Raw genomic sequence first — 13,392 nt, forward strand, 5'->3', positions numbered from 1 at the left:
AACGATAACGCTCATCCTCTTGCTGGTTGTACAGGTTGGCTGTACTTCTAGTCAGCCCCTTTCCAAGAACGGACCAAAGCCTGGACTAACCAATGAAGGTCCGTCGGGCCAAGCACCCTCTGTGGATCTGACGAAAGTGTCCGGTCCGCTCACGTTATGGTCACATTATGAAATAGGGGATACAGAGAAAGCTCTAATCCGTTCGCGTTATCCTGATGTGGATATTACCTACAAGACTATACCTGCTGATAAAGCTGTTCATGCGTATCTTCAATCCTTTGCCGAAGACAGTGTCGACCTGTTTATTCTAAAAGGCTCCTGGCTCGGGCATTTTAGCGAGATCGACCTATTCGAGGATTTGAGTAAAGCCCCTTACTTCGCTGACCCGTTACTTGATGAATTTCCGGGCCCATTAAGAAGCTCCTATCGTTCATTTGATGAACAAAAGCTGCTGGCCCTTCCGCTGGCGGTAGATCCGATGGTCACTTTTTACCGCTATGATGTTTTTGAGCAAGCGAATCTCCCTTCACGGCCTGAAGATCTTGCTGACTACATGGTGGACCATGCGAACTGGCTGCATGCAGCCAAATCTCTCAAATCAGGCAACCAATGGATCATACCATGGGTAAGCGAGCCGCTTACTCTTGTGACTGCGGGTTCAACCTTTTTTGACAAGAATATGAACTACTCCTTCGACAGGAATCAACTGGTGAACGCCCTGGAAACGGGATGGGAGATTGAAAAATATGGGCTGGCCTCATCCAGTAATATTTATATAGACTCTGGTAAAATCGGGATTAAAGACAATAAGACAGTGATGTTTTATGCAGGGGTGTATTATGCGGAAGAACTCAAAAGAATCGCTCCTGATATGGCTGGTCAATGGAGAATGACTGCTTTGCCTTTTGGCATAAATGCGCTCAGCTATCAAGACCTGATTGCCGTCTCTTCCAGATCAACGAATAAATCTGCTGCATGGGCTGTTGCGCAGTTACTTACCGAGAACCAAAGAACATCTGTAGAGCGGTTGAAAAGTATGCAACTCCATCCTGAACTTGATCCGGGTGACCCCTATTTTGGCGGCCAAAAGACAGGATTGCTGCAATATCGTTTGTTAGACCAAGTGCCAGAAGGTAAGCTGACCCCGATCGATGAAGAATCCAATCAAATCCTTTGGCAAACCTGGAATGAGCACTTTTACGAGCATTCTTTATCGGCACAGGATTTAGCCCACGCCATCGAGCAGGATATTACCAGTGGGCTTGAGCAAGAAATTCAAAGCTTAAAGGATATACTGGCAGACCCGTGAGACGGAGTATATTGGCGACATAACAAAGAGGGGGATGAACCCCTCTTTTTTGTTGAATTAATATAGTGTGGATATTCACCCCAAGGGGCCAATACTTCCCGCCACACTGAATATTCTCAGTCTGTTAATAGAACCTCATATTTTTACCGAAATATAGGTGTAGTCATAATACTTAAGGTTTCGCTCTGACTAGCATTATCTGCAGGGGACAAATGGAGGGGCCAACATTGTCATTAGCATCTGTTTTTTCTTTGGTTTTTTTTATTGCGTTTGCTATTTATTTCATTTTGGGACTATATACTTTGTCCATCAACGCTAAAAACAGGTTAAATAGGGTCTTTTCACTGATTTTTCTAACCCTTTCCGTATGGGCATTTGGTTTCTCTATCTCTAATTCAGCTCCGGACTATGAGACGGCGATTTTTTGGCGCCGGTTGACTTCGCTAGGTTGGGGAACCGTTTATAGCCTACTGCTGCATTCTTGTCTCATTCTGACGGAGAGAAATACAATACTGAAAAGCAAATGGCTTTATGTGCTGCTGTACCTTCCAGCGGTGGTGAATGTTATTGTTTTTGGTTATAGTGATACAGCCAGCAGGCAGTACAATCTAATGAATACTCCAATGGGTTGGGCTAATGTTTCAACGAACGGCTGGGAAAATATTTATTTCAACTTGTATTACGTAAGTTTTATCCTGGCAGTATTATTGCTGCTCTGGAATTGGGGAAGAAAGACGGAAGACCCGGTAAAGAAAAAGCTGGCTTATCTGTTTATGTCTTCATGTGCCATAGCCTCGATATTAGCAACCCTGACAGATGTGATTGTTAACGCCTATACAACATTTAAATTCATCCAAATGGCACCTTTTATTCTGCTTCTGCCTACTACAGCTATCTTCTATGCCATTAAACGGTATGGGCTAATGAGTATGGAGAAGAGTGACCGGGCGGAGCCGGGGAAAATATTGAGTGAAGTCAACTTGGACAGATTTATAAAAATCATGTCCTTTGTGTCCATCATTGGTGGCATGTTAAATTTCGCGGCACAGTATTTTTTCAATCAGAAAGCTCCCCATCTCCACGCTGTTTTATTATTCAGTTTTTTCTTTTTTGCTATAGGGGCGTTATTGACGATTATTAGAATTCTACCGATTAAAGCAGATTTTAAAGAATATTTCTTCATTCTTATCATGCTTGCGTCCATCCTCCTGATCGCGGTCAACTTCATGAATTCTTCCAGTATTACCGTATGGGCGGCACCCTTCATTATTGTGATGCTGTCGGTTCTGTTCAACAAGCGGCTGATGATCTTTTGGATAGGTATTTCAATTCTGACTACACAAATATTTATTTGGGTGAAAGTACCGAGTGCAATGGTCCCGGTTGATGGTTCGGATCATCTTGCAAGGATTGGGATCTTAAGCATCACTCTTTGGCTGGCCTATTTTGTCAACCGGGTCTACCTCCAGCGTCTAGAGGAAAATGAAGCACAAATCAGGTTTCAGAAGATGGTTTCTCAAATTTCCGGTGATTTTGTTAAGGTTACCGAATCCAACCTGGATGAGAAAATCTATGAACTGTTAGAGCTGAGCGGAAGGCACTTTCAGGTAGACCGGACTTTTTTCGTTCATTTAACTGAACAACAACAAACCTTTGAATGGTGCAACGAAGGCGTTGAATCCGCGATAGACATGATTCCTAAGCTGACCCGCGATACATTCCCATGGTGGATGAACGAGATGTTAAACAGTGACCTGGTAAATGTAATAGACGTGGAGATGCTGCCGCCAGAAGCCAGAGAAGAAATAGAGATGTTCAAGTCTCATCAGATGAAGTCGCTGATCTCCATTACGGTAAGAAATAAAGGCGACATTATGGGGATTCTGTTCTTCGCATCCGTCAAGGCGGTGAAATCCTTAGGGGTAAATCATCAGGAGCTGCTGAGAATCCTGGCCAACTTATTGACAGATGCGCTTGTAAAAGTGGAGGCTGAAAAAGAGATCAGTTACATGGCGTATTATGACGCTTTGACAGGATTTCCTAACCATGCCTTGTTTAAAAAACAGCTGGAACAGGCGATCCGTCTAGCCAGGGGAACCGGCAAGCTCATTGGTGTGCTTTTCATTGATCTGGATTCTTTCAAATCCGTGAATGACACTATAGGCCACCTGGGCGGAGATGAGATGCTGCAACAAGTGGCAGCCAGACTATCCGGTTGTTTGCGGGAACATGATATGGTGTCACGTTTTGGCGGAGATGAATTTTTGATCAAGCTTACTGGAATAGACCGGGTAGAGGACGTTAGGAAGATTGCCGGAGAAATGATGAGGTCGATCATTCAGCCCGTGATTGTCAAAGGCCAGGAGTTTTTCATAACCGCCAGTGCAGGGATTGCAGTATATCCAGCAGACGGTGAAAGTACAGAGGAATTGATTAAGAATGCCGATCTGGCGATGTACGCCTCGAAGGAAAAGGGAAAGAACCAGTACACCTTATGCTCACCAGCGATGAAAGAAGAGGTGCTCCAAAAAACGCTACTGACAAACAGCCTCTACAGGGCACTGGAAAGAAATGAATTCATGCTGCACTACCAGCCGCAAGTGAGTGTTTCAACCCGGGAAATCGTGGGGCTTGAGGCCTTGATCCGTTGGAATAACCCGGAGTTAGGCATGATATCACCGGCTACCTTTATCCCCCTGGCAGAGCAGACCGGGCTGATTATCCCGATTGGCCGGTGGGTTCTCGAGACAGCATGCCGGCAGATTAAAGAGTGGCAGGTGATGGGGCTACCACCCATACGCATGGCAGTGAACCTATCGGTTGTACAGTTCCAGGAGCGGAATCTGCTCAGCCTTGTTGGCGGCATACTAAATGAAACGGGCCTCGAAGCCAAATATCTTGAGTTGGAAATCACTGAAAGTGCTGCAGCTGACGGGGAGGACGAGATTGTCCATGTGCTTCATGAGTTGAAGGCGCTGGGAGTGAACATTTCCATTGATGATTTCGGGTCCGGATACTCCTCCTTAAGCCGATTAAAGACATTGCCTGTAGACCGGATCAAAATTGACATGCAGTTTGTACGCGGTATTTCCACAGGGAATAAGGATGAAGCCATAGCTAAGACGATCATTCAGCTCGCCAAAAACTTAGAGCTTCAGGTAATTGCCGAAGGGGTGGAAACCGCACCGCAGTTTGAGTTCTTTAAGGAATATAAATGCGATGAGATCCAAGGGTATTACTTCTATAAACCTATGCCAGCGTCAGAGGTAGAGGGGATTTTGATAAAGAAATAATAAAGAGGGGCTTAGGCCCCTCTGTTTTCTTTTGCCTAGGCTTGACGATTCAGCCACTCTGAACATTACCCCAATTCATATGCCGTACCCTTTTCAAAATTCTCATTTACAAAGCTTATCCACCAATCAACGGTTTGTCTTGGATAAGGGTGGGGGAGCATAATCGTTGTCTCTGCGATTTGACGTTGACTTACTACCTGGAAAATAGATTCTGCGTCCTCTTTTTTGTAACGTCTCAACAGGAGCCTGTTTGTTTCTAAAACTACTTGTTTAGCATCCCCATGTACATCAATCCTTTCAAAAATAGAAGTAACCCAAGGCAGTTTCTATCTGAATATACAATATAACACGATGAATATCATGAAGTATCCCGGCTCCTACAACAGCTGAGTAGTTAGACGATTAACTTCGGCACTCTCCTAAACCGGAGAAAGGCTCCCTGGTGAATACCCGTAGCGATCTGCTATGGGTATTTTTTACGCTGCAAGATACTTAGAAAAATTCGTCCCCATCCTTTATACTGGATAGAGTCATAACTTATTGAAGGAGCCCCGAATCCATTATGAATAAAAAAGAAGTAGCGCACATACGCAAGCAGTTTAAGCTGGATCATGATTTGCTGAGCCTATACGATATCCTTAACGTCTATATTATGAAGGACAGCAGCGAGGTTTATCATTGGGAGCGCCTGCCGTTTGGTATGGTGGATAGAGAGAAGCAGGAGCTCTATATGGGCAACTTCAAAAAACTGCTGACCGGAGAGCTTGACCATAAGCTGTTTGAGCTGAAGTTTCAGGAGGAAGCTGAGGAGCCGACAAAGGTCATGCTTCACCAAGGCCTGGTGACAGGTGATCCGGAGGAATGGCAGGACCTGATGCTGATGCTGGTCGATAAGATGCTGGCCGATACCAAATATGAGAAGGACACGGTGATTACCTTCGTCCGCGGGCAGTATCACCGGCCGACTAAGGCCAGAAATGATGAAGCGGAAGAGAGTGAGAAGAACGAGACATTTGCGCATCAATTTATCCTGTGCAGCGTGAATTCTACGGAACAGCAGCGTAAAAACCTCATGTTCGATTATGTAGAGCGGGAGTTCAAGTATAATGTCATCGTCGATCCGATTGTTAAGCTCAGCTCCCCGGAGCAGGGATTCTTTTATCCAAGTGTGACGGACAACTATTCGGATGTGAACCGCATCCTATATTGTACGGGAAAATCTAATTTTCCGGATCCGCACTTCATTGAGCAGGTCTTGAATGCAGAGACCTCAGTGACTGCGCTGGAAGAGCGGGCCTACTTCGAGGACATCGTGAAGGAATTGGCAGGCGAACAGCTCGATACGACGACCATTGCCCAGGTGTATGAGCAGATCCAGCAGGTTATCGAAGATGCCGCAGGAGAGGAAGAGCCGCCTACGCTGGATTTCAAGGATGTGGAACGCGTCCTTAAGGTGAGCGGCGTAGAGAACGTGACTGCAGAGAAGGTGGAGCTGGCGTTCGAAACGATCATCGACGACAGGAACTACGAAATGAAGGCAAGCAGCGTGATTCCGAAATTTACGACCAAGTCGATTAAGATCGAGACCAAGGTGGCGACCATTTCCGTCAGCCCGCAGGATCTAAGGTATTTGAAGCAGGTGAACTATCAGGGGAAACGCTGCATCATGATCGAGGTTGACGAGGATGTTGTGATCGAGGGCTTTACGCTAAGTACGGAAATTTTGTAGTACATTTTCATAAAATCATTAACCCCCACTGTTATTGCGATAAACGCAATACCATGGGGGTTCTTTTTTGATCGAATCCAAGTATTTCCCAAAAGGGATAAGTTTCTAATATGAGTGTGTTTATTTTTTGCTAGAATGGATGTAACTATCTAGGGTTTGGGAAATGAATAAGGAGAGGGATACGGGCATTGTGGATGATAATTTGGCGGGCTGCCTGGTATAGTGAATATCGGGAAGATCGCCAGGCACAATGATCACTGAGAGGGACATTATAAATTAGATAATAGGTAAATTGCAAAGATACGCTTCGGGATTTTCCCCGGAGCGTATCTTTGTGTCCATTCACAATCCCCCCGCTCCTCACACCCAACCCGTGAACTCCAAGATCGATGCCTTCGCCGATTGCGCTTCGGATTGCGCCCCTTTACGCCATTCCTTGGGCGATGTGCCCATAAGCCGGGAGAAGCAGCGGTTGAAGCTGGAGATGGAATGAAAGCCTGCCTGCTCGGAGATCGAAAGGATGGAAGCATCCGTGCTTTTCAGCTGCTTGCAGGCCTCCTCAATGCGGGTGCTGCTCAGGAAATCGAGGGGGGCCGTGCCCATGATTTCATGGAATTTTCTGCGGAAATGGGTGGTGCTTAAGTGGCATAGCTCGGCCAGGTAATCGATGGTGATGGGGGTCATGTAGTTTTTGGTGATATACTCCAGCGCCGGAGAGATGACAAAATCCCCTTTTAGATGATGCTCGGTATCTTGTTCAGTCAGCGTTTCATTCGTGGAATGGATTCTAAGGAGCTCGATGTAGAGAGACAGCAATAAGCCGTAGGCGCTTTCCTGATAGTATGGATTCTGCTGCTTCAGCTCCTCTACGACCGATGTGGCAAGAGAATGGACCTTGGGATATTGCTCCTTGTTCAGAATACAGTTCTTCCCCTGTATCCGCCACAGGTTCGGCTCGAAGCTGCTGTAGGCGCTTTTAAGAGAGGGTTGAAACAGCTCCTCCGGCGAGAAAAAAAGATAGGACCACAGACTGGCGGTACCGGGCGAGCTGTACGTGGTATGGGGAAGATATCTGGGGAGAATCGTGACATCTCCGGCTTTAAAAGGGACGGCTTCACCCTTGATCTCCATAATCCCGCCATCTGAGTAACAAATGCCAATCTCCAAATGGTTATGGAAATGCAGATGCTCGCTTTTGATATCGGAAATCCTCCAGCGCTCCCCGCTTAACAGCAGGACAGGGAAGTTGATTGGCAGGCTGTAGTGGCGGTACTCGATAACGGGTTTCTTTTTTCTGGGCATATTTCATCTCCCGTTCTCATTACGTTAATTAGAATTGCTTTACAGGTAATGGACAAAAAGTTCTCTTATTTATATTGTGTATGAAATTATACCTTTAGGGAAAAGTGGCGGAGGGGAATTTTGGAACTGTAGGAGCGTAGCGTCCGCCTTTGTCTTCGGATTTCAACCGCCAATGGCGATTTAAATCAAGAAATCTGAAGACAACAGCGGCCGGAAGTCCAAACATTCTCTGTAGTCACGGCCCATCCCAAAAGAGTTAGTACTATTTACTTTTATAAGGATAAATAGTCGAAATTGCGCAGTTTTGCTGCGAATGTGCCTAGATGTATACCATTATACTGCTTACAATAGAAACTATAAAGCGTTTACAATAAGACGGACGGCTCTCAATCGCCTTTGGGGGCGTGTGCGGACGAGAGGGGAATAGGAATGCTTCAATTGGATTATGACAGAGAACAGATTTTAAAGGTAATTGACAAGGTCACCCGCAAAACATTGGCTATGGACTTAACATGGGACTGGCCTTGCGGGGTGGCTTATTATGGGGTCTCAAGAGCTTATAAGACTACAGGAAATAAAGATTATCTGAATATGCTTATCCAGTGGGCGGATGAATATATCGAGCTGGGCGTGCCGGACTGGACGGTCAACACCTGTGCCATGGGCCATATGCTAATCACGTTGTACGAAGAGACCGGCAACCAGAAATATTGGGATATTGTGATGAGCAAGGTGGATTATCTCCAGAATCATGCGCTGAGGTTCGGAGACAATGTGCTCCAGCATACGGTATCCGTGGCCAATGATTTTCCGGAGCAGGCTTGGGCGGATACGCTGTTTATGGCGGCCTTTTTCCTGCTGCGTGTCGGAAGCAAGCTGAATGATCAGGCGATGATCAAGGATGCCTTGAATCAGTATTACTGGCATATCAAATACCTGCAGGACCCTAGCACCGGCTTCTGGTTCCACGGCTACAATAATGTGAAGCAGGATCATATGTCCGGATTGTACTGGGGCCGAGCAAATGCCTGGGGCGCTTATACTATGTCGCAGGTAAAACCGCTGCTGAAGGACTGGTATCTGTATCCGCAGTGTATGGATGTGGAGTGTTCGCTGCGTGATCAGCTGGCGGCGCTGAAGCTTGTGCAGACAGAGAACGGCCTTTGGCGGACAGTACTGGATGACGAGGAATCTTATGAAGAGGTATCTGCCTCCTGCGGGATTGCCGCAGCGATGATCAATAACGGTAATCCGCTGCATACCAAATATGTGCAAAAAGCGCTAAAGGGCATCCTGGAGAATATCAGCGAAGATGGACGGGTGCTGGGTGTGTCGGGCGGAACAGCCGTGATGAAGGACCGCGAAGGGTACCGCAATATTCCTAAAGACTGGATTCAGGGCTGGGGACAAGGCTTAGCACTTGCTTTCTTGTCCGACATGATTAAATAGGAGGGGAACAAGTTGGTCAAACCTACTAAGGGAGCTTTTACTCTGCCGGGTGAATCCGGTTATGAGAAACTGACCCTGGAACTGGCGGAACGCTGGGGTGCCGATGTTATCCGTGACAGTGACGGTACGAAGTTGTCCGATGAGATTATTAATGCAGGATACGGGATTTATTCTACGATCTGTATCATTAGAGATCACAATGAGTGGGCATCGCAGAATCTGGATAAGCTGCAGCAGTGTTTTCTCATTACGAATCCGAAGGTAGCCGTGCAGGATTACTTATCCGTCTATCTGATGGAGGATTTCTTCGCGGAACAGTTCAGAGTCAATGATTCCAAAGAAGCGTTCAAATACTGGCAGGTTATCGACCGGACGACCGGGGAAGAAGTCCCTAGAGAACAGTGGAATTATGACCGCGAATCGGGGAATGTGGTCCTGACCGGAATTGTGCCTTGGCATAAATACACAGTCAGCTTCATGGCCTACCGGATCTGGGAAGAGATCTCCATGTACAACCACACCACGAATAACTGGAACAAAGAGCATCTAATGCAGATTGATCCCATGTATCCGGAAACGCAGGCGTATATGCTGGACTGGATGGAGAATTGGTGCGCTGAGCATAAGGAAACAACCGTTGTCCGCTTTACCTCGTTATTCTATAATTTCGCCTGGATTTGGGGCAGCAGTGAGCGCAACCGCCATCTGTTCTCGGACTGGGGTTCCTATGATTTCACGGTGAGTGCCAGAGCACTTGATATGTTCGCCAAAAAATATGGCTACTCGCTGACAGCTGAGGATTTCGTAAACGGCGGGAAGTATCGCGTCAGTCATATTCCGGCGGAGCAGCGCAAGCTCGACTGGATGGCTTTTATTAATGACTTTGTGATCGTCTTCAGCAAGCAGCTCATTGACATTGTACATAACCACGGCAAACTGGCGTATGTTTTCTATGATGACAGCTGGGTGGGCATGGAGCCTTATAATGACCGGTTTGAGGAGTTTGGCTTCGACGGGATGATCAAATGCGTATTCTCGGGGTATGAAGCACGGATGTGTTCAGGGGTAAAAGTGGACACGCATGAGATCCGGCTGCATCCTTATTTGTTCCCGGTGGGCCTGGGCGGTGCGCCTACCTTTATGGAGGGCGGGGACCCTACCCTGGATGCCAAGAAATACTGGATCAATATCCGGCGCGCGCTGCTCCGGGAGCCGATTGACCGGATTGGCCTGGGCGGATACCTGCATCTGGTCGAGCCTTACCCGGATTTCTGTGACTACATTGAGAAAATTGCCGATGAGTTCAGAGAGATTAAAGAGCTGCATAACCAAGGCAAGCCGTATCAGGTGAAGACCAAGGTAGCGGTTCTGCACAGCTGGGGCAAGCTGAGATCATGGACACTGTCCGGCCATTTCCATGAAACATTCATGCATGACCTGATTCATATCAATGAAGCCTTATCCGGATCGCCGGTGGAAGTGCAGTTCATCGACTTCGAGGATATCCGCCAGGGGGTGCTGCAGAACGTTGATGTTGTAATCAATGCCGGTGCAGCCGGTTCAGCCTGGAGCGGCGGTAAGCACTGGAATGACAGCAAGGTTGTAGACCTTCTGACCAAATGGGTATACGAAGGCGGCATGTTCATCGGGGTTAACCAGCCTTCCGCCGTTGAAGGATATGACACCTACTTCCGGATGGCCCATGTTCTTGGTGTGGATGAGGATACCGGCGCCAGAGTGGTTCATGGCAGATGGGCTTTTGAAGCTAAGGATGAGCTCGGCCTGCTGCCTGAAGGGGCAAGCATTGAAGCCAAGCCAGGTATCTATCTTACCGATGGAGCGGCCTCAGTACTGCAGCAAGCTGGCGGCAGAATTACACTATCCACGAATGCCTTCGGCAAAGGCAAGGGAATCTACCTTCCTTCGTTCGAATTCAATCTGGAGAATACCAGACTGCTGCTGAACCTGATCCGCTATGCAGGTAATGAGCTGAATGACAACAAGTACATCACGGACAACCTCTACACAGAGTGCGCTTATTATCCGGAGAGCAAGATTCTGGTCGTGATTAACAACAGCGCTGAGCCGCAGAAGACTTCGGTTGAGACGGAGTATGGTCTGCAGACACTGGAATTGGCTCCTTTTGATACAGTGATTACTACAATCGGTGAATAACTGGAGCCAATCTCTATAATAACTTTTGACAAGCTCAAGCCCGCGGCTGTATGCTCGGTGCTTGAGCTTTTTGCTATGACCTGCTCTCCGCTGGTACTGATGATAGAAGCCAATAAGAGCGGAAATATGATAGGATAAGGAGACATTTATTTGCCCCGCGGGGGCTAGAAAAGGGAGTATCATGAGAATCATTATTTCGCCTGCCAAAAAGATGAAGACAGACACAGATATTTTTACTGAACGCCAGATGCCGCAATTTCTAAGCGAGTCGGAAACTCTGCTGGCCGCTTTGAAACAACTGAACTACGAGGAACTAAAAGCCATATGGAAATGCAACGATGCGATTGCCACGCTGAATCTTGAGCGGATCCGGGATATGGATTTGACCCGGAATTTGACGCCGGCCCTCTTATCCTACGAAGGGATTCAATATCGATATATGGCACCGGGCGTGCTGCAAATGGAGGAGCTGGAATACCTGCAGGAGCATTTGCGGATATTGTCCGGGTTCTACGGGATGCTCCGGCCGTTTGACGGGGTGGTTCCCTATAGACTGGAAATGCAGGCCAAGCTGGCCGGGCCCGGATTCAATTCACTTTACGGGTTTTGGAACAGAAGACTGGCGGATCAGCTATTCTCGGAGAGTAAGTGCATTTTGAATTTAGCCTCCAAGGAGTACAGCAAGTGTATCTCCCCTTATCTGGGCGAAGATGTCCGGATGGTTACTTGTGTGTTCGGGCAGGAAATCGGCGGTAAGATAGTTGAAAAAGCGACTTTCGCCAAGATGGCCAGAGGTGAGATGGTGCGCTTCATGGCTGAACGGCAAATCCGGCATGTGGAGGAGATTAAGAGCTTTAGCGGATTAGAATTCGCATATGCAGATCAGTTGTCTACTGAGAGCACCTATGTGTTTATACAAAAAACGAGCAAGTAGGATAGATACGGACATCCATTCGAATTAATTAAAAGTAATGGTGTAGGTTACGAAAGGATATGCGGTAGTGGAATCTGGTACCCGTTCTACTACAGTGATCAATGTGCCTGGTTTACGATTGCAGGATTAGCCGATGGCCTAAGGCCAATCGCCAGAGAGATGCCCATAATCATGACAAAGAATGTGGCGGTCAGTCTTTTCATAGATTGTTTCAGCTGTAAATAGAGATTTGCCAGCATCCCGTTTGCTGCGCTACTGCAGAGCCGTCCTTTCTTAGGACGGTTTTTTATTGTGCGATTTATCCAATTAGATGGACAACTCCTATAAAAAATGGGATTCATTCTTTAATTTGCTAACTGTATTGTAAGCGCTTTCGAATTATAATTTACTCGGAAAGGAGGCGGAAGCGAATTTTTGGAAATGGATCAGTAAGTGATGAGCAGTAAGTGGCAACACCCGGTAAGTAGTGTACAGGTAAACAGTAACCAACAACAAAATATTTTAGGAGGTAAGGGTATGTTAAAGTTTAATAAGAAAGTGTTAACGGTCTTATTTGCAGCTTCAATGAGTTTCAGCTTGTTCGCAGGAACTTCAAGTGCAGCGACAGACTATTGGCAAAATTGGACCGATGGCGGCGGGACAGTAAATGCTACGAATGGATCTGGCGGAAACTACAGTGTGAACTGGTCAAATACCGGGAATTTTGTTGTTGGTAAAGGTTGGACTACCGGATCACCTACTAGAACCATTAACTATAATGCAGGCGTCTGGGCGCCGTCCGGCAACGGGTATTTGACTCTCTATGGATGGACAAGAAACTCCCTGATCGAATACTACGTTGTGGATAGCTGGGGTACTTACAGACCTACCGGAAGCTATAAAGGGACCGTAACCAGTGATGGAGGCACATACGATATCTATACAACTACACGAACCAACGCCCCTTCCATAGACGGAACAGCAACCTTCACCCAGTTCTGGAGTGTACGCCAGTCCAAGAGAGCGACTGGAAGTAATGTTGCCATCACTTTTGGAAACCACGTGAATGCATGGAAGAAGTACGGGATGAATTTGGGCAGCAGCTGGGCTTACCAGGTGCTGGCGACCGAGGGATATCAAAGCAGCGGGAGTTCTAACGTAACGGTGTGGTAACCGTTCAGCTGTCAGCAGGGCAGCAGATAGTTTCATTGATATGACCAGG

8 protein-coding genes are annotated in these 13,392 nt (G+C 47.0%); 7 read left to right on the forward strand and 1 reads right to left on the reverse strand.

All coding sequences use genetic code 11. The features are described from left to right. Positions 1–121 precede the first annotated feature (121 nt). The 3 genes from AQR02_RS29135 to AQR02_RS29145 all read left to right on the forward strand — a co-directional run bounded on the left by AQR02_RS29135 (position 122) and on the right by AQR02_RS29145 (position 6,331). A complete protein-coding gene (locus tag AQR02_RS29135) occupies positions 122–1,309 on the forward strand; it encodes an ABC transporter substrate-binding protein (RefSeq protein ID WP_054943809.1) in 1,188 nt (395 codons plus the stop codon). A 212-nt stretch (positions 1,310–1,521) separates the two neighbouring features. Then, on the forward strand, positions 1,522–4,602 hold the full coding sequence (locus tag AQR02_RS29140; RefSeq protein ID WP_082452148.1) for an EAL domain-containing protein: 3,081 nt from the start codon (positions 1,522–1,524) through the stop codon (positions 4,600–4,602). A 562-nt stretch (positions 4,603–5,164) separates the two neighbouring features. Further along, on the forward strand, positions 5,165–6,331 hold the full coding sequence (locus tag AQR02_RS29145; protein WP_054943811.1) for a DUF4317 domain-containing protein: 1,167 nt from the start codon (positions 5,165–5,167) through the stop codon (positions 6,329–6,331). Between the two features lie 360 nt (positions 6,332–6,691). On the opposite strand, the gene AQR02_RS29150 is transcribed toward AQR02_RS29145, so the two are convergent. After that, positions 6,692–7,633 carry an AraC family transcriptional regulator gene (locus AQR02_RS29150; protein ID WP_054943812.1) on the reverse strand — a complete coding sequence of 314 codons (942 nt, stop codon included), beginning with the start codon at positions 7,631–7,633 and terminating at the stop codon, positions 6,692–6,694. 429 nt (positions 7,634–8,062) lie between these two features. On the opposite strand from AQR02_RS29150, the gene AQR02_RS29155 reads away from it, so the two are divergent. The 4 genes from AQR02_RS29155 (at position 8,063) to AQR02_RS29170 (ending at position 13,343) form a co-directional block, all read left to right on the forward strand. Beyond that, complete coding sequence (locus AQR02_RS29155; RefSeq protein ID WP_054943813.1) at positions 8,063–9,082, forward strand: glycoside hydrolase family 88/105 protein; 1,020 nt, start codon at positions 8,063–8,065, stop codon at positions 9,080–9,082. Positions 9,083–9,094: 12 nt separating this feature from the next. After that, positions 9,095–11,257: a 1,3-beta-galactosyl-N-acetylhexosamine phosphorylase gene (gene gnpA, locus AQR02_RS29160; protein ID WP_054943814.1), complete on the forward strand. Its 2,163-nt coding sequence runs from the start codon at positions 9,095–9,097 to the stop codon at positions 11,255–11,257. A 181-nt stretch (positions 11,258–11,438) separates the two neighbouring features. After that, positions 11,439–12,191: a peroxide stress protein YaaA gene (gene yaaA, locus AQR02_RS29165; protein ID WP_054943815.1), complete on the forward strand. Its 753-nt coding sequence runs from the start codon at positions 11,439–11,441 to the stop codon at positions 12,189–12,191. Between the two features lie 516 nt (positions 12,192–12,707). Further along, a complete protein-coding gene (locus AQR02_RS29170) occupies positions 12,708–13,343 on the forward strand; it encodes a glycoside hydrolase family 11 protein (RefSeq protein WP_054943816.1) in 636 nt (211 codons plus the stop codon). The last annotated feature ends 49 nt before the right edge of the window (positions 13,344–13,392 follow it).

Source organism: Paenibacillus ihuae, assembly GCF_001368795.1.
Lineage (GTDB): Bacteria > Bacillota > Bacilli > Paenibacillales > Paenibacillaceae > Paenibacillus_AQ > Paenibacillus_AQ ihuae.

What these genes read in the sequence shown, in the direction of transcription:
- AQR02_RS29155 (WP_054943813.1), top strand. Translation starts at nt 8,063, where the DNA reads ATGCTTCAATTGGATTATGACAGAGAACAGATTTTAAAGGTAATTGAC.
- yaaA (WP_054943815.1), top strand. Translation starts at nt 11,439, where the DNA reads ATGAGAATCATTATTTCGCCTGCCAAAAAGATGAAGACAGACACAGAT.
- AQR02_RS29145 (WP_054943811.1), top strand. Translation starts at nt 5,165, where the DNA reads ATGAATAAAAAAGAAGTAGCGCACATACGCAAGCAGTTTAAGCTGGAT.
- AQR02_RS29170 (WP_054943816.1), top strand. Translation starts at nt 12,708, where the DNA reads ATGTTAAAGTTTAATAAGAAAGTGTTAACGGTCTTATTTGCAGCTTCA.
- AQR02_RS29140 (WP_082452148.1), top strand. Translation starts at nt 1,522, where the DNA reads ATGGAGGGGCCAACATTGTCATTAGCATCTGTTTTTTCTTTGGTTTTT.
- AQR02_RS29150 (WP_054943812.1), bottom strand. Translation starts at nt 7,633, where the DNA reads ATGCCCAGAAAAAAGAAACCCGTTATCGAGTACCGCCACTACAGCCTG.